Genomic DNA, 17904 nt, shown 5'->3' with positions numbered 1-17904 from the left:
TTATTAATTAATAAAAGAACTTACTACATTTTCCTTTAGACCTCTTTATCAATCAAGCTTCTTAAAAATGGACATTTAGGTAACTCAGTATCATCATCTCTTAAAAAGTATTGTTTCCACTCATGATTATCTATATTTCCATAACTGTTTAAAGCAGAATGAGTAGAGATATTATCGTATTTTTTAATCCTTTCCCTTACTTGTTCTTTAATCTTTTTAGCATATCTTTCGTTTTTATTAAATTCTTGAAGAACCCAACGTGGAGTAATAGCCATCATCATATAAGGGAAATATCTACTTTTTCTCTCTTCATGTTTTGGGGTAGCACAATAAATAAAATATTGTTCTCCATGAAAACAGTATTCCCATTCATGCTCCGATGGGTTTTGAGGAATATGACCGGGCCAATCCTTTTCATCCAATTTATTTAAATTATTAAGTTGCTTCCAGAACAATAATTCAAAATCTTCGACAGTGCTATTAGTAATCAGTTTCTGAGGAGTTTCAAAGAATATAATTAATGTCGTATATTTTCCATAACCTTTACAATTTATGGTGAATTCTTTTAGTAAACCGGCTAATTCAATAGATGTTTGATTTCTTTCAGGGTGACCTACAAACCCATATCTTAGATGTCCAAGTGAGAAAGATTGAGTAGCCGGTATACAGGGAAAGAGATATTCTCTATCTTTCATTTTTGCACTAAAAGCTCTTAATGCGTCATTTTGCCAAGGTAAAAGATGTGTTTGATTAACTTTTTCAATATCTTTAAATAATCTCATTATGCAATAGCCTCCTTGATGCTTTATTAGACTATTGCAAAAAATTTTTATAGGTGAATGTCTTAATAACAATTAGGCGCTACACCTGAGGTGTATGCCGATAAAATCCATTATGTTAACTAAAGATGTATAACATATACAGCTTAAAAACAAAAAAACTACTGTTCACCAAACAGTAGTAATATGAGAACCTATTTATTGGAAGAGCAGGAAAATGCTCACTTTTATGGTATGCAAAGTAATAAAAAGGGTTTGGACAAGTGTTGGTGTTATTTAAGATTTCTACTATCTTTGTGTCTATTTCCTATAAATGCCGTAGAAAGAAAAGCCTGCCTCTTTTGACTAAAAAGGGGCAGGCTTTTTTTGTGGGTATAACAGGTTTCCTAAAAAACCTGTTATACTTCCTATAAGAAATAAAGATATTACATTAATAAATTAATTAATTAATAAGAATAACCATCGTGTTTCTTGTTTTTACATTTAGACTTGTATTCTTTATTCTTTTTACACTTATATTCCTTATGCTTGTCCTCTTTATATTTTTTATCTTTTGACTTGCAATAATATTTACACATGTTTATCACCTCCATTATTAGTTTCTATATATTTTATTCATTGATTAATAAAGTGTTTGTATACTTGTCCTAAGATAGGACAAGTATTTTATATAAGTGAGGCACATTATATGAACTAGTTTTATATATCGTATACAGTCTAAAAGAGAAAAAGCCTTTGTTGCAGCAGAAGCTTTTCCTTTGGGGTTCTAAATTGGGGATACTTTTCGGCATCTTGAATAGATCGTTCAAATTATGGGTTAGTATTTAAGACAAGAAATCAATCTTTTATTGCTTGTCCTATCTAAAAGGTCTTTTATAATCATGTTAATCTTAGCTATGACATCCACAATCATGTTTGTCTTTATGGTGATCTTTATGGCAATCCTTATGATGATCTTCGAAGATTTCTTTTAAAAGTTTTTCAAAGGCTTTCTGGAGGATAGATTCACAGTTGTGTTTGTGTTCATGTTTTTTTTCATGGTATTTACCCACTATAACCCCTCCTTTCTCCTTTCTCCTAATATACTATTCTTTTAATCAAGAAAGCGCCTGTGTGCTTGTCTAATATAATCTGAATCCTATATGGAAAGCTTTTAGGGTAACTTATTACAAAAGCTTTCTTTCCCATAAAATTCATTATGTCAACTAAAGATGTATACCATATACAGTCGAAAAACAGAAAAAAACTACTGAACAGGGGACTGATCCCTGATTTCGAGACAGGGATCAAAACACCTTTTAAACAGCCAGTTGTCGGTATTGTACCGGTGACTGGTTGTTTAGTTTCGTTTGAATACGGATATGGTTATAATAAGTAATGTAGCTTTCGACAGTTTGTTCTACGATGGCAGTCGTAGTACATGTTAACCCGTCGAGGTAAAACGTTTCAGACTTTAGGCTAGAATGAAACGATTCAATGGAGGCATTATCTGCAGGTGTCCCTTTGCGGGACATACTCATGATGATGCCTCTTTCTTTGACTTTTCGTTGATACGCATATGATGTGTAAACCGAACCTTGGTCGCTATGCAACGTACATCCCTCAGGTAAAGGAGGGAGTTGACTTAATGTATCTAAAACAAACTCTACGTTTTGACAATCACTCACTGAATACGCAATGATTTCGCCATTAAATAAATCTTGAATACTTGAAAGATACAACTGTTTAGGTCCAAAAGGCAAGTAGGTAATATCGGTAACCAGCTTTTGAAGAGGGCGCTCTGCTCGGAAATTACGGTTTAACACGTTTTCTGCAACCTGATAAGGTTGTCCTGTTTGTTTCCGTTTTTTCCTTTTCACACGACATTGCCAACCGTATTTCTGCATGACACGCTGCACTCCTTTATGGTTGATATGCATGGTTTGATTGAGTAACGCTGTAATTTTTCGATAGCCATATCGAAATTTATGTTTACGGCACTGTTCACCAACTTTTCGTTCTATCCATTTCTTTCTCTTTGTTTCTTCTCCTTGCTCATTTTTCTGCCAACGATAATAAGTAGATCGAGGAATACCCAGGCACTGACAGATTTGAGAGATAGGCAGTTTCTCTTTTAATTCCTCTACTAAGTTCAATACAACTTCTGGTACCACTCCCTTTCCAACTCTTTGTACTTTTTTAAGACTTCAATCTGTTGTTTTAAATATCGATTTTCAGCTTGTAACTTTGATGGAGTATCTTGAGAATGAGGCCCTTTTCGATGGGTGTATGTTTGCCCAACGGGCTGTGCCAGGCGATAGGATTCTCCATTTCTATGCCACCTCATCCATGTTTTGAGTTGTGTATGGTTGCGGATCTGTAAAGTTTCCATCACTTCTTTGACCGGTACTCCTGCCAATCTCACTCTTTTTCCCATAGAAAAAACACCTCCGAGTTATTGTTAGGTACTACATACCCGTTTTTTAACTTAAAGGTGTTTTTTATTTGTCTCACTCTATGGGGGCAGTCCCCAGGGATCAGTAGTTTTTTCTGCCATGTGTATCTATCTTACCAGGTCGATGCTCCGCGACATCTGGTGTATTTTGTTCAAATGATAAAAAAATATTCTTCTTAGGCAAGTTACCTAAAAATAAGTTAATGAATATATTGTCATTGAAAATGCCTATAACATACCAGATTATCGGCTTTGAGTAACGTTACTCCTTCTTAGGATTCGCCATAATTCTAAGAAGTACATAGAAGAGGATAGTCCGTTGTTTACTGAAGAAATTTTATTTGAGGTTTTCATATAGATCATTATGGTAAATGTACGGACTTAATATGATTTATTTTTAAAAATACGGTTGCTCCATTTGCAATGACTAATTCAATTAAGTTATTCTCTATCTCTTTTAATAAACCTACTTTCATAGGATCTTTTCCTCCGTCAAATACAACTAGTTCTCCTTCTAATTTTTTCAGTTGTTCCTCTAACGTTCGGCTAAAGCTAATATTAGATGGTTTAACAGGTAAAGCTTTGTTATCAAGAGTATAAGGCGTAACATTATGATTGTATGGAGTAAGCCATTTCACATGGTTTAAGGGAATAAATATAATTTTATATACAGGAGAGTAAAAAATAAGGTAATCATTTAAGACATTTAAAATATATCCATGAAACGATATGTTTCCTGTTGCATAAATTTCAATAAACATCCCTTTCGCGTTAATTAGAACTTTCCGATAAGAAATAGATTCAATTTCTTCCGTAAAAGATTGTTCAGTTGGGCTATCAATTATTTGGTTTTTCTTATCACTAAGCTTGATACTATGAACATGTAGCAATGGAATATAAATGAATTGTTGACCATTAAATAAGACAAGAATATCTTGACCAAAATCGATGAGTAATCCTTCAAAAAAGTCTTTTCCTGAGATCTGTACTTCAATTTGTTTTCCTAGTAATGTCATAATATTACTCATAAAAATCTCCTCCTAACGATGAATATAGAATGGCAACTTTTCATGCAAAGACCATTTGTACCCAATAGAATAATAGAAATAATGTGACCAGAGTGGTTAAGGGGATAACAATCAGTGATACACTTAAATAATCTTTCCATTTTACTTTAAGCTTATTTTCTTTTAGAATATGCATCCAAATAAGAGAGGCAAGTGTTCCGATAGGCAATAATAATGATCCCATATCGCTTCCAATGATATTTGCAAGATAAATTGTCTTTAATGTAATCGGATCAAGTCCCATTTCTGTTAATGTAATGGTTCCAATCATCAAAGCTGGATGGTTATTAAAGAAGTTGGATAATAAAGAAACAAGTCCTCCCATAATAAAACTGGCTTGAAATAATCCTTGGTTTACAAGTGGTTCACATAAATGTACAAGCATAGTGGTTAATCCAGCATTATGAAGTCCGTATATAATGACATACATTGAAAAGGCAAATATAAGGATATGCCAAGGTGTCTTTTTCAAAATGTCTATAGGATTTGTTCGTAAATAATACCATCGCCATATAAGTAGAACGAGGGATCCAAGGACTGCAACTAGTTCAATAGGAATTGAAAAATAAGAGGCAACAAAGAGGAGGCAACGCATGATGAATACAAATAATAAGACTTTCAACATAAACTGAGTGCGTTTACGTTTGGTTTCCACAGAAATATTTCCTTTTAAAGGATGAAAATGTTTTGTAAAAAAGATTTCTTCAATATCATACGAAACAGTAGGCAATTTTGTGGGAAGTTTATTTTTAACAACCATATACATTAGCCAGGACATAAATAGTAATCCTAGGGTTGCTGGAACGAACATCATGGCTGTGTGCATATATAGACTCATATGAACAATCTTTAAGGCAATTAAGTTGACAATGTTACTTACACCAATAGGTGCACTAGAAGCGGTAGCTGTTAATGCCCCACTAAGAAGATAAGGAATTTGTTGGTGAGGTTTTAGTTTGAGGTTTTTTAAGAGTAGAATTAAAATGGGGGTTGTAATTAAAATACTTCCATCGTTGTTAAATAAAAGTGTCATTAAAAAACAGAGCAACTGTATATGCCAATATAAACGATGTCCTGACCCCCTAGCTAGATTTGCAATTCGTGCGGCTGCCCAATGAAAAAAACCGAAACTCTCTAGTATAACAGCCATTACAATGGTTGCTATTATGGTAATAGACGCTCCGCCAATTTTACTAATAATATCTACAATGTCTCCACGTGATACCACGCCCATCAATAAAATGATTAGCGCACCGATTGAGGCTGGCCAAGCTTCATTAATTCCTTTTGGCCTCCAAAAGATGATCGACATTGTCATGATGAATACAAAAATAGTCATTCCAATTTCGAAATTCATTCTTATCCATTCCCCTCTTTCGACAAACATAATTAAGTTGTCTATCTATGATTATTTCCTTATATGTATATTCGTCATTCTTCATAGGGGGAATGAATATAATACCTATATTATCCAATATGTATGTTTGTCCATTTAGTATAAATGTACTCCAAGGAGAAGCGACTATTTTTTAGTAATCTATTTGTTAAATGTTATCCTGATAGATAATTCACCTAAAAATAGGTCAATGAATAGAATGTAATTTGTATTCTTAGAATCATCCGTTTTTCTGAGGAAACACCTTCTTCAGAGTGTCTATCTAAATACAAAAAACACTGGCTAAAGCTTAGCCAGTGTTTTTTGTATTTGTTGGGTCCTTTGTTTTATCCATTATGCTTAATGTCTATCTTTTAAAGAGACCGAGAAAGTCCATTATGTTAACTACATATGTATATGATATACAGCTTAAAAAAGAAAAAACTACCTTTGCAAGATAGAGGTAGTTTTTTTCTTTAATCATGTGGGATTTTTGATTCTGTAATGTATCTTGAGTAGTTTGCTCAAGTTCGTAAGAACTTATGAAGAGAAAAGAGAAAAACCTACATAATTGTGCATGAAATGTCGGATAGACCCATTTAAACCCTGCTATTCTGATGATAAGGGAGGTAATATGAATGGATTTGCTTAGAAATATGAATAGAGCTTTACACTATATCGAAGAGAACCTAACCAAGGATATAGATTTTGGAGAAGTAGCAAAGTTAGCTCTTTGCTCTGAGTATCACTTTAAAAGGATGTTTTCTTTTCTTGCAGGCATTACTTTGTCAGAATACATTCGCCGAAGACGCCTTACTCTTGCAGCATTCGAACTTAAAGATAATAAGATGAAGGTCATTGATATTGCGATCAAATACGGATATAGCTCACCAGATTCTTTTACAAGAGCTTTTCAAAACTTACATGGTCTAACTCCTTCAGAAGCCAAAAAGAATGGTTATTCACTTAAAGCCTATCCACAAATGACCTTTCAGCTATCAATTAAAGGAGGAAATGAAATGAACTATCGAATTGAAGAAAAAGAGGCATTTCATATAGTCGGTATTAAAGAAAGAGTGCCTATAATTTTTCATGGAGTTAACCCAAAGATTGTTGCCATGTGGGAAAGCTTAAGTGATGAAACGATAAATAAATTAAAAAAACTTTCTAATGTTAACCCACTGGGACTGCTTAGTGCATCCGTGAATTTTTCTGAAGAACGAATGGAGGAAAAAGGGGAGCTTGATCACTATATCGGTGTAGCAACAACTAAGGAATGTCCTGATAATTTGATGCAACTTGAAATACCTGCTTTAACATGGGCTGTATTTGAAGCAGTTGGGCCATTTCCTGACACATTACAGGATGTATGGGGACGGATTTATTCCGAATGGTTTCCATCCTCAAATTATGAACAAATAGAGGGACCAGAAATTTTATGGAATGAACATAAGGATGTAACATCACCGACTTTTAAAAGTGAAATATGGATACCGGTGTTAAAAAAATAATGATGATTCAACAATAAAATATTTTTAATGTAGGGGAAGAGGAGGTTATAAATATGATCTCCTCTTCTAATTTATAGCTTCCTGTAAAACATTTTATTGTTAACTAAGGTTGTATATCATAGTCATCTTAAAAAACAGAAAACTAACCTCTGAGTCCTAAAGGTTAGTTTTCTGCTCTTGGAGAAGAGATTCGTGTTGGATTGCTGGATGCCTCACGGCGTCTTGAGTAGTTTGTTCATATGATAGAAAAATATCCAATTTAGGCAAGTTACCTAAAGGAAAATGAAGGCATATAATGTAGCTCGAATAATCTTCGTTCCACACCTACAATCATTTTAACTTTATTTTCACCTTCATAATTTATAAAGTCATAAAAAGAAAAAACAATCTGTATTGGAAGACAGATTGTTTTTTCCTTCAAAATAGAGATGACTTTATCGAAGTGGCATTCTTAGAGCCTTCTCTAAGAATATTCAAAATATTCCCAGATGATGAATTCCAATAAAATCCATTACGCTAACTAAACATATATATAATATTATCTACAAAAATAGAAAAACTCCCAGGCGGCAGGGAGTTTTTCTGTTTTTTAACAACTGCAAATTCGTTAGGGAGGGTAACTGATCTACGGGGCTTAAATCGGATGGTTCATTCATTCTATGTAAACTAACCTAAAGGGTTTATATATATCTACAAAAATCCTATTATTTCTACGAGTTCAGAGTATGGGCTGGCATTTTAATTTTCTATACATATCTTAAGAGTATTAAGCATATAGGGGGGTGAAAATATGGGCTTTGGAGGTTATGGTGGCGGTTGCTGCTATGGCGGATATGGTTATGGTGGCGGCTGTGGTTTTGGCAGTGGTTTTGCTTTAATTATTGTCCTGTTTATCTTATTAATCATTATCGGTGCTTCTTGTTTTGGCGGCTTTGTTGGAGGATGTTAATCATTAAATCTAATTTCTTTGAAAAAAAGTTAGCTAGATGCTAGCTTTTTTTATTTACCTTTCCTGTACACACTTAGCAATTGCTGATAATGGGTTTTATGTTAACTAACTCTGTATACCATATACAGTCTAAAAAATAAAAAAACTACTTGAGGATAGTTCAAGTAGCTTTTTTAACACTCATAGATAGGATGGTTTATAATTTATGATATTCAACTTAATTCCAAGTGCTTGGACAAGCGTTGATATTATAAAAAAATTAATTAACTTCAATTGATATAGTGGGAGTATAAAAGTAGAAGTGAAAGGTTTCTTTTATGGTTATCTATAAAATCTATTATGTAAACTAATTTTGAATATGGTATACACTACTTATTTTTTTCTCATTTGATAATAAAATGAAGTAAAAAGTAATAAAGGAGTGGGGCCATTGAAGCTTCAACAAAAGATGCTCAACCGAACAAAAAAGCCATCAACAATTTGGGGTTATGTAGCATGTGTTTCGGCCCTCTTATACGCTGTGCCACATCTATGGTGGGGGATGGGAATATCTGTAGCTTTTCCAGGCGAATATAAATCATCCTCTGATAGCGTTTGGTCAGTGGCCATTGGATTTTGGGTAATGGGCTTTGTCGCGATTCTTGCAGCAATCTTTGCACTTTCTTTTATAAAATCATGGGGTCAAAAATTTCCCCGTTTTATACTACTTACACTTGGTTGGATCGGATCAATAGGACTGACGTTTTGGGGTCTCGGTTTTTTTTTTACTTAAGATTTTTTATAGGAATTGGTCGCGTGATATCTCCTCCACAATTTGTCTATCAGGATTTAAATGTACATCTTATAATTTGGGGTTACATTTGGTATTCATTGTTTTTAGTTTGGGGAATTTCATTAGGTCTCACGGTCTTGTACTACCAAAAAGGATCTCTTGGACAGATAATTGAATAATTACGGTTTTCATAATATTGATTATGTTAACTAAACATGTATACGATATACAGCTTAAAAAGAGAAAAGCCACTGGCGTATGTCAGTGGTTTTTCTGGTTAATAACATGTGCTATACATATTTTGATGTTTTAAGCATCTTTACTAGTTGCTCAAGAAATAAAATTTTATCCGTAATAGGCAAGTTACCTAAAAGAGAATGGACACATTTGATATAGTCAGGATAATTTACATTCCAAAATCAACGCGTTTTACTTCCCTTCTTTTTATGCCTTTTTGATATATAAAGTCAGTTGCTTAAAGCAGAAAAAACTACCTCATGCGAGTAAGATAGATCTTCTGTTGAATGCTCTAAATAGACTTATTTGATACCTTACAGTCTTTTGAATAGCTTGCTTTATTATCAGAAATGTATGTATAGGAAAGAGAAAAAACTAATGTTCACCAGGTAGTAATTTTTTCTTCAACTTAGTAGAAATGTAAAAATATGGACTCTACTGGAAGAGCAGGAGGATGCTCAATTTATAATATTTGAAATAATAAAAAAGGAGTGGACAAGCGCTCACTTTATCTAAGATTTCTACTATTTTTTCATTTACTTCTTATAAAGTATATTATATTAGCCACACTTGTATATAGTATACATTCTAAAGGAAAAAAAGGATATTTTCATTGTATATATACCTATGCTTGTCCCCTTTTAAATGCATATCTTATTAAGGGGGTGAATTACTTGGTTAAAGAAAAATGTCTTTGTGAAGAATTAGCTAACATTCTTAAGGGTGAAGCTGAGCAAAAAAAGAACTTATGTAAGGTAACAAGGGAGAGAAAAAATTTAAAGCCTACTATTCTTGGTCATCCTACAAGTTCAGATTTGGTAATTGCTTTAGAATTTAGTTTCGAACCTGTCGCTAAAAAGGATAAAACTTTGAATTTAGCAGAACTTGTTTTTTTACAAGAAGAAGTAAATCCTTTTCTAGAAGAGATCAAAAAGAGCGAACAAATATCAGTTACAGCTATACACAATCACTGGTTATTTGAAGAACCGAGACTTATCTATGTACATCTTGAATCAGTTCAAAACCCAATAGAATTTGCAAAAGAAATTGCTCATGCTTTGAAAAAAGCGAGAGTTAAATAAACATCTTTATAAAACTCATATTTTAAAATATTTTTCCTCCTTGATAACCCTTTATTTCTTATATTTTAAAGAGATACCTTTTTTATGATTTCTGATGATATTGATTATGTTAACTAAAGATGTATACGATATACAGCTTAAAGATAGAAAAAACGACTTCTTAGTCCGAGAAGTAGTTTTTTCTGCTCTATTGCTAAAGGATTTTCGTAGATGCCTCACGGCATCTTGAGTAGTTTGCTTTGATATCAGAAATATATGTATGGAAAGCAAAAACACTACTGGACCCGTCAGTAGTGTTTTCTCTCATTTATAGAAAGAGACAGAATGTTTCGTGGCATAATTTATGATATGTAAAGTAATTACAAGTGTTTAGACAAGTGCTGATATTATAAAAATTTTATTAACTTTGATTGATATATAAAGAGAGGTGTAAAACCCTCTCAATATTTATTCCTCTAAAGTAAGTTCGAAAATAGGCTGGTAATTACGGTCAGTTAAGTCGATTTCAATGACTTGAAAATCTTCTCCGTACCAATCGGTTTCAGTAATAATTAATTTGGCCGTAATGAAATAAAATTCATCCGAAAAATGAGGACGGAACGTATTTCCTACCTCTTTCCCTACTGCCTTATACTTTTTGAATTCCCGCAAGTATAATTCCGCATAAAATGGATGGTCTTTCCAAAAAGCTCTAGCGTTCTTTTCGACATGTGATTGGATATAGGTATCACGCTCTTTAGTGCTCATTTTCCTTATATGGCGAGGATAGTCTAAAATGTGACCTTCGATAAATGACCCCTTTTCATCACGAAAGAAATCACCATACAGCCCTTCAATCGAAAAATCATCAATATGCGCTCTGATACCAAAATCCTCTTGTTCTTCTAGTTCTCGGTTAACAAGAATAGTAAGGACTTCTTTTTCGTTCTCAGCTTTAGCAACGGCAAAAAAGGACATCCCTGCATTGATAGCAAATAGTTTGGTCACATCGTGAACCCCCTGAATTTTAATTTGGTAATCTTTCCTATGATATTCAAATTTCCCGATATGGGTAATTAATGACTAAAAAGCTAACTTTTTTAATCTTGGTTATTGAATGTGGTAATTATATCCTTTGAAATTCTTATTAGCACTCATTTCAGGAGGAAGATTAACATGCCTAAAACACCGCCTGGATTCAAGCGTTTAAATGCTGATATACCAGAAGAATTATTTAAGGAATTTGCCAAGAGATTTATTGAAGAAGATGTGAGCAAAAAAGATTTTCTTGTTCAACTTTTGGAGAAAGAACTCTTTAAAGATTCGAAGAAGTAAGTAAGAAAAATAAAAGGGCACTTTCCCTACCAGGAAAGCACCACATGTAGAACTCGTAAGGACTTTTATTATAAGATGAGTTGCTCCCAAAAAATATATAAGGGTTTATGAGTAATTTTTATTTTATAAACGTACTCATTTATTACACTAAACAGATGTGAAATGATTTCTGTATGAATATAGTCAGAAATTTATCTGATAAAAGTTGGACTTTTGTACAAGGGTTGTTTTAAAGTTTGGAGAAAAATATTTTATAAACGTCTTATAAGTTTGGGAGGTTTTTATAATGAATGTCGGAGAGATTGTAGAAAAGCTGAATACTGGCAGTAGGTATGATGAACTTGTTTCTATTCTTGGCTTTAGTCGAGATACGATAAAACAAGATTTAAAAAAGGTCGGTTTTCAATATTATAATAAAAAAAAACAGATGGTCTTTACTGACTATGAATCAGAGTACACGAATACACTTCAGATTCCTTATTCTGAACTAAGAAAGCAAGGACGTAAGCAAAAACCTTCAAGGAATAAGAAAGCTGTCATAAAGTATTCTGAATACTCCCAGCGTCTAGTTAGAAAAAATTCTGATAGTTCTAAAACGCCAAGCATCTCTTTATCTGAAGAAGAAGTATCAAAGCTCAAAAGTTTACTAAAGAGCATAGATGATAATGAATTGTTCCTTGAATTCGCTCAGCTTCCTTCCTCTGAAGAGAAGAAAAAGCATTCAATAGAAATTTCATTGAATACATTTTACGCTTTCAACGAGTTCTCAGAGCGTTACAAAGGTAAACTTATTTCTAAAAATGATTTAATTGAAATAGCTCTTGTTTGATTAATGAAAGACTTCTCATAAATATAAAAAGCAGACTTCCATTTACTAAAGTCTGCTTATGCTTTATCGTCTAAAGATCGGCTCTAAAGAAGTAACTCCCATTCCACCAAATCTCTTTCCAAATACGATAGGGTAGAAATTATATAGAGCAATTGGGCTAACACGATTAATGGAACCATATTCTCTATTCAATCGACCTAAAAATGTTTGAGTATTGCTTGCTACTCGCTCAATCTCTTTTAGCTTCGCTCTGGCCATATCTAAAGCTTGAATATAATCTAAGTAAGAGGGCTTTAATTCCTTTTCAATAAACTCATTTTGATAAGCTTTAAAGGCTTGTTCAACTTAAAAATTCCTAAGGAGAAACCTTTTTTTCTTTTGCCATTTCATCGATTTCTCTCGTTGCCTTTATAATTACATTTCGTATGATTATACCCTTACATCCGTTCCCTTCCTGCAAATTCTAGTTCTCCACTAAAATGGAGAGAAGAGCATAAGGGGTTTTTGCTATCACAGGGTGTGATAGGCTAGGCAAAGCCTAGCAAAACCGTGATATCAAAGAAAGTCGCTAAATGTCCCCTTTGGGTCTCCTTTTTTTGGCGTACGTCCCTTTTGAGTCCCCTTTTAAAACTCCCATGTCCCCTTTACGTCCCCCTGTTCTGAAGCAAAGTCCCCTTTGGGTCCCCCTCTGTTTTTTCACTTCATAACTAAATTTTGTTGCTTTCTATTCAATTTTTAGAGCTTCTCCTGTAAACTTTTTTGTTCACCTTCATAGAGCTGAATGCCTTCATCACTAGATTAAATAGTATATTTTTTTATCTCAGTTTTTGATTCTGTATCAGCTTTTCCATAGTTTTTCATTTTCTTTTTTACAAAATCTTTTTTTAACTCATGTGAACTACCGTGAACATGAAAAAGATAAATGCTGATGGCATGTTAAATTGCATTCTTTTAGAACAGTCATCGTTTATAGAATAAAAATTGATTCATAAATGATAAAAAAGCACGCGTAAATCACTTGTATTATACGCAAAAATAAATGGCCTTTTTGATCATGAACGTGCGAAAAAAAATAAAAAAAGATCGCTTGCTTCTGTTTTATTTTTTCCAAAAAGCACTTCAAAATGAAGTGACCCATGAGGGGACATCCATCAAATATGAGGGTGCGGCGAAGGGGTTTCTGGCACAAATGTGTGATTACTGAAGGGCCTCTGAAGGGACTATCCTTCAATTTGAGGGTGCGCTGAGGGGGTTCTTGCAAACATTTCCTTGTACCCAAGGTTTTGTTAGGCTCCGCCTAACCCCACACAGCCTGTGGGGGCAAAAACCCCTTATGCTCTTCTCTACTCCTACTGGAAATTTTGCAATTTGATAGAAAAGGAATGATTTCATGGATATCTTTTTACGAAATATTGGTCCGGTTGCCATGCAAAAAGTTGATGAACTAGCGAAACAAAATGGGATGTCTCGCCAAAAATTTTTGAAAGAACAATTCGAAGTACTAGCTTTTTTTGAAGAGCAACCAGCATGAGAAAAAAGGCTAGAAGGTGTCATCGATCAGAACTTGCAATTAATGAATCAATGTACGACAACAATGGAAAAGATAACAACATTCTATGTGAAATGATGAGTGACGTGGAGGAGTAATGGAAACAAAATGACGCATGATTACACTAGATAAAGAAGCCGGTCAATACATTCTAGATTATATGGCCGGACATAAATTTCGATTTCCTGGGGAAGCGATTATGGATATTTGTCAAAAGTATCGAGAAGAAAAAAAAGAAAGAATGGTCGTTAGATACTATTACAGAAGCTGTTAGCAAAATCTTTATGATTTCCTAAGGGATGAACTGAAAAAATTCGTTTAGGTACAAATAGTACAGACAAGAATACACAAATTCTTATCGAATTCATGAATGGTTTGTATTTTTATCATAACTATCATAGGATTATGACAACAAATCTTCAAGAAGTAGATGCAACTGAAATCGCAAAAGAAGTTGTAGAAGAACGTATTCTGAAGCAACGTCAAAAACGGTTGGATAAGGAATATCCTAAAGGGTACTTTTCCTTTTTAATTGAGGGCTTTTTTTATTTTTATGTTAAGTGACCACTTTTTAATTTAAAGGGATGATGTAGTAGATCTCTATAAATAATTAAAACTGAAACGTCAAAACCAGCATTACAAAGTTTAATATCTATAATTTCAAGATTATTACTTTGAAGAAAGTTACGCAATTGTTCCTCATATTTGTCAAAGCCGGTCGTAAAAACATTAATTTTTAATGCTCTGGAATTACCTAACAAAACATCATACACTTCCTTTTACATTTGTCATATATTACAGTGTATGAAGCTTGTACATAATGGAAACTTTATTTATTACGTTTTATTAATATCTTTATACCTTTTTTGCGAAAAAAACTTAATCAGACTGAAGGCTAAAAAAATCTTTATAAAGGTGATTAATCTCATTAAAAGAAATAAAAAGCTACCTCGGCAATGGAAGCAAGATAGCTTTTTCACAGGGTTCACACGTATAACAAGTAACAAATAACTGCAAGTAAATACTGTATTATTTTTCCTATAAACACTATATTTTTCTGTACAAACATATGTATAAAATGTGCACTTTTATACATCCTCCTTTCACTTGGACGTTGGGAAAGCAAAGTCATATCAAGGATATATATAAAGCTGCATATTGGAGAAAAACCAACTCTTTGAGAATCCTTCTACGCCAAGAGTTCTTTTTTTGGCTGTGTTCCGGAAGAGTGATTATGTTAACTAAATATGTATACAATATACAGCTTAAAAAGCAGGAAAGCTCCCTATTTCCGTAGGGAGTTTTTCTGTAAGTTAATGAAATTATAAATTAGATATAATCTCCATAATCCTGAGTATTTTGCCCTATGAATTTAATTTTATTTATTAAAATTAGATTATTGTCCAATGCAACCTGTTTATAAAGTCTATATAATGTATTACAACCTTTTCATCTCCCCAAGCCATGTTCTTTTTTCAAGAACATGGCTTTTTTATTTTCAATAATTTTGATTATGTTAACTAAAAGTGTATAAGGTATACGTACACTTTTAGTTAATTGAAAAACTGATAATAAAGGTTATCAGGCATATCAGGATTTTTAGGTCGAAATCCTCTCATGACACACATTGAGCATTCTGTGTTGAAATAACTAGTTGTATTAGGGTCGAAGAATCCTGCGCAATGTAGCCAAGAGTGCATCATAGAACCAGTGATAAAATTTAGAGTAGCAATATCAATTAAGGTTGGGTCAACAATAAATGATAAAGGTACAAAATTCTGGGTAAAAGCAGTTAATGCAAAGACAATAGTATTATTGTTAAGTGGGGCAGCGAAGATTTTCGCTCGTGGGGAACGCCTAAATCCATTATCGCGTATAAGTTGAGTAAATTGATCCATAGCTATATTAGTAGCTGTTAGTCCATTTTGAATAGGTGATTCACTATACCAAGCAGGGCGTAAATTCTGTGTTGCATATATGTTTACACAAGCCGCCATTTGTGAAGCTCCATTGTTTGTTCCACCATTCCATTTTTCATTCATATGAGTAGCCCATGCCAACATAGTTTCACTAATGGCATCTCTGATTCTTTGTTCTTGTTCCGCATTAAATCGATTATCAAGATCAAAATAAATGTTAGATGGTAAATCTGTGACTCCTGAAGGCGTAGGAACAGGTATAATGGTTTCCCTAAATGTAGTTGGATATAAAGGAATTACAAAGTTTGTTTTTAATACATCTTGGAATATCAGTTCCATAACGATTAAAGTTTTTTTAAAGTTAAATGGCATTAATTTCCCTCCTTTCATAAAGTTATATAGTGCTTGTACTAGTAAAATATGCAACTAAATGAAAAGAGTTTGGGCATGTTCTGATATTGAAAAAGCCGTTGGAATCATTTTTTCCGATGGCTTTTAATTCGGATGACACTCATTATATTAACTAGATTTATATACCTTATACAGCCTGAAAACAGAAAAAGTTATCTAAAGAGAACGGTAGTAGACTATTGCCCATTTCTTAATTTATGTAAGCACATATTATAACAAGATTATATGTTATTTATAGGAGGCATTTTCATGAGGAATATGGACAATCAACCATCTGAACTCTGTAGAGAGTTTGCAAGAATACTTGACTCAACGCCAAGTGTTATTAATAGCGTATGTACCGCAACTAGATCTCGTACCAATCTTCATCCCGTAGTATTAGGGAGAAGAGCAGAATCTTTCATGTTTGTACCACAGGCTTTTTCTTTTGAAGACGTTGATCGAAATGGGAGAGCTTTATGTCTTGGGGAGACAGTAATTCTCCAAGAGGAAATTAATCCATTCATGAGTAAACTTAGGGAGCATGGCATCATAGTAACTGCTGTTCATAACCACTGGTTATTTGATGAACCAAGTCTAATGTATATGCACTTTGAATCTATTGATCAACCACTTTCTTTTGCGAGGAAAGTTAGAGATGCATTGTGTGTATTGACTACACGGAATGTTTATCCCGATTGTAGATCCATAACTTCTGATTATAGTAACTCATCTAATCTCTGTGACAGATTTAATAGCATTCTGGGGGGATCCATGCATACATTTGAGAAAGGAATTTGTACAGTAATGAAATCTCGTACAAACATTCACCCCGAGGTTCTTGGAAGAAGGGGAAGATCATTTTTACTAATCCCTCAAATGTTTACATTTGAGTCCATGACAGGAGATGGTCAGGCCCTTTGCAGTGGAGAAACTGTTATTTTGCAGACTGAAATCAATCCATTTATCACTAAGCTTCGAGAACATGGTATCATCGTAACAGCTGTTCATAATCATTGGCTATTTGATCAACCTCGTCTCATGTTTATGCACTTCGAGTCTATTGATCAGCCACTCTCCTTTGCAAGAAAAGTTAAGGATGCTCTGAGTGTACTTACCACTAGGCAAGTGTACCCGAAAGAGTAAAATGCATCTTTTTATCTAAAATAGACTATTTATGGAGTTTACATTATGTTAACTAAACATGTATATCATATATAGCTTAAAAGCAGAAAAATCCCCGTTGGGAAGGGGGTTTTCCGTTCTTAAGGAGATAACCTTAAAACGATGGTTCATTCATCTTGGCAGTTTCTCAAATTATTCTTGTTTTATTCATATGGACAATTTGCTTCGTAATGGGCAGCAACATATATTACATGTGACAGATCTCTTGCTCTATCTTTATTTTCATCCTTTGCTAGGAGGGTAAACAGCCCATGAATTAATTCATGGGCTGTTTTTAGTTCATTTTTATTGACTGGACAATTCACTTAAAGTGAGCTAATGAATATAATTTATTTGGTAGTTAATTTAACCTTCACCTTACTTCTTTTCTAAATCCACTTATCACACATTAAAAGCCTCTTTGATGAACTGAAGAGGCTTTTGATACTGAGAAAACTCATATGTAAACTATTTTTATATATAATATGCATCTAAAAACAGAAAAAGAAAGGTTTTGGGTTTGTTTGTATAAT

At 33.4% G+C, this 17904-nt stretch carries 17 protein-coding genes; 9 read left to right on the top strand and 8 right to left on the bottom strand.

The genetic code is table 11. The annotated features are described in order from the left end of the window. Positions 1–35: 35 nt before the first annotated feature. From ACLHDF_RS23750 to ACLHDF_RS23730, 5 genes are all read right to left on the bottom strand, one after another. Positions 36–782, bottom strand: a complete 747-nt coding sequence (locus ACLHDF_RS23750) for a YqcI/YcgG family protein (RefSeq protein WP_413921051.1) — start codon at positions 780–782, stop codon at positions 36–38. Between the two features lie 887 nt (positions 783–1669). Further along, positions 1670–1831, bottom strand: a complete 162-nt coding sequence (locus ACLHDF_RS23745) for a hypothetical protein (protein ID WP_192885673.1) — start codon at positions 1829–1831, stop codon at positions 1670–1672. Positions 1832–2077: 246 nt separating this feature from the next. Next, positions 2078–3195, bottom strand: a protein-coding gene (locus tag ACLHDF_RS23740; RefSeq protein ID WP_413921050.1) for an IS3 family transposase whose coding sequence is annotated in 2 segments (ribosomal slippage) — positions 2078–2964 and positions 2964–3195 — 1119 coding nt in all. Because the reading frame shifts where the segments join, the coding sequence is not laid out codon by codon here. Between the two features lie 380 nt (positions 3196–3575). Further along, positions 3576–4241 carry a DUF2642 domain-containing protein gene (locus tag ACLHDF_RS23735; protein WP_413921049.1) on the bottom strand — a complete coding sequence of 222 codons (666 nt, stop codon included), beginning with the start codon at positions 4239–4241 and terminating at the stop codon, positions 3576–3578. Positions 4242–4281: 40 nt separating this feature from the next. Next, the gene (locus tag ACLHDF_RS23730; RefSeq protein WP_413921048.1) at positions 4282–5637 is read right to left on the bottom strand and encodes an arsenic transporter; all 1356 of its coding nucleotides are present in this window, start codon (positions 5635–5637) and stop codon (positions 4282–4284) included. Between the two features lie 656 nt (positions 5638–6293). Between ACLHDF_RS23730 and ACLHDF_RS23725 the strand changes: the two genes are divergently transcribed. From ACLHDF_RS23725 to ACLHDF_RS23710, 4 genes are all read left to right on the top strand, one after another. Beyond that, positions 6294–7166 carry an AraC family transcriptional regulator gene (locus tag ACLHDF_RS23725; protein ID WP_413921047.1) on the top strand — a complete coding sequence of 291 codons (873 nt, stop codon included), beginning with the start codon at positions 6294–6296 and terminating at the stop codon, positions 7164–7166. A gap of 790 nt (positions 7167–7956) precedes the next feature. Beyond that, positions 7957–8115: a YjcZ family sporulation protein gene (locus tag ACLHDF_RS23720; RefSeq protein WP_413921046.1), complete on the top strand. Its 159-nt coding sequence runs from the start codon at positions 7957–7959 to the stop codon at positions 8113–8115. Positions 8116–8545: 430 nt separating this feature from the next. Next, a complete protein-coding gene (locus tag ACLHDF_RS23715) occupies positions 8546–8887 on the top strand; it encodes a hypothetical protein (protein ID WP_413921045.1) in 342 nt (113 codons plus the stop codon). A gap of 911 nt (positions 8888–9798) precedes the next feature. Beyond that, positions 9799–10206, top strand: a complete 408-nt coding sequence (locus ACLHDF_RS23710; protein ID WP_413921044.1) for a DUF1259 domain-containing protein — start codon at positions 9799–9801, stop codon at positions 10204–10206. A 447-nt stretch (positions 10207–10653) separates the two neighbouring features. On the opposite strand, the gene ACLHDF_RS23705 is transcribed toward ACLHDF_RS23710, so the two are convergent. Further along, positions 10654–11193, bottom strand: coding sequence for a hypothetical protein (locus tag ACLHDF_RS23705; protein WP_413921043.1), 540 nt, complete (start codon positions 11191–11193; stop codon positions 10654–10656). A gap of 168 nt (positions 11194–11361) precedes the next feature. Between ACLHDF_RS23705 and ACLHDF_RS23700 the strand changes: the two genes are divergently transcribed. Both ACLHDF_RS23700 and ACLHDF_RS23695 read left to right on the top strand, forming a co-directional pair. Then, entirely contained in the window at positions 11362–11520 is a 159-nt protein-coding gene (locus tag ACLHDF_RS23700; protein WP_413921042.1) for a hypothetical protein, read from the top strand. Positions 11521–11806: 286 nt separating this feature from the next. Then, on the top strand, positions 11807–12349 hold the full coding sequence (locus tag ACLHDF_RS23695) for a hypothetical protein (RefSeq protein ID WP_413921041.1): 543 nt from the start codon (positions 11807–11809) through the stop codon (positions 12347–12349). Between the two features lie 63 nt (positions 12350–12412). Here the strand turns inward: ACLHDF_RS23695 and ACLHDF_RS23690 are convergent, their stop codons facing one another. Beyond that, positions 12413–12607 (bottom strand): hypothetical protein, encoded by a 195-nt coding sequence (locus ACLHDF_RS23690; RefSeq protein ID WP_413921040.1) that lies wholly within the window; start codon positions 12605–12607, stop codon positions 12413–12415. Positions 12608–13739: 1132 nt separating this feature from the next. On the opposite strand from ACLHDF_RS23690, the gene ACLHDF_RS23685 reads away from it, so the two are divergent. Next, complete coding sequence (locus ACLHDF_RS23685) at positions 13740–13880, top strand: hypothetical protein (protein WP_413921039.1); 141 nt, start codon at positions 13740–13742, stop codon at positions 13878–13880. A gap of 133 nt (positions 13881–14013) precedes the next feature. Continuing rightward, positions 14014–14172, top strand: a complete 159-nt coding sequence (locus tag ACLHDF_RS23680) for a hypothetical protein (RefSeq protein ID WP_413921038.1) — start codon at positions 14014–14016, stop codon at positions 14170–14172. A 1279-nt stretch (positions 14173–15451) separates the two neighbouring features. Here the strand turns inward: ACLHDF_RS23680 and ACLHDF_RS23675 are convergent. Then, a complete protein-coding gene (locus tag ACLHDF_RS23675) occupies positions 15452–16189 on the bottom strand; it encodes a hypothetical protein (RefSeq protein ID WP_413921037.1) in 738 nt (245 codons plus the stop codon). Between the two features lie 288 nt (positions 16190–16477). Between ACLHDF_RS23675 and ACLHDF_RS23670 the strand changes: the two genes are divergently transcribed. Beyond that, entirely contained in the window at positions 16478–17353 is an 876-nt protein-coding gene (locus ACLHDF_RS23670; protein ID WP_413921036.1) for a DUF1259 domain-containing protein, read from the top strand. Positions 17354–17904 lie beyond the last annotated feature (551 nt).

The organism is Priestia megaterium (genome assembly GCF_046599315.1).
Taxonomy (GTDB): domain Bacteria; phylum Bacillota; class Bacilli; order Bacillales; family Bacillaceae_H; genus Priestia; species Priestia megaterium_F.
Note: the sequence above shows the minus strand (reverse complement) of the source record. Positions and strands in the feature narration are given on the sequence as shown.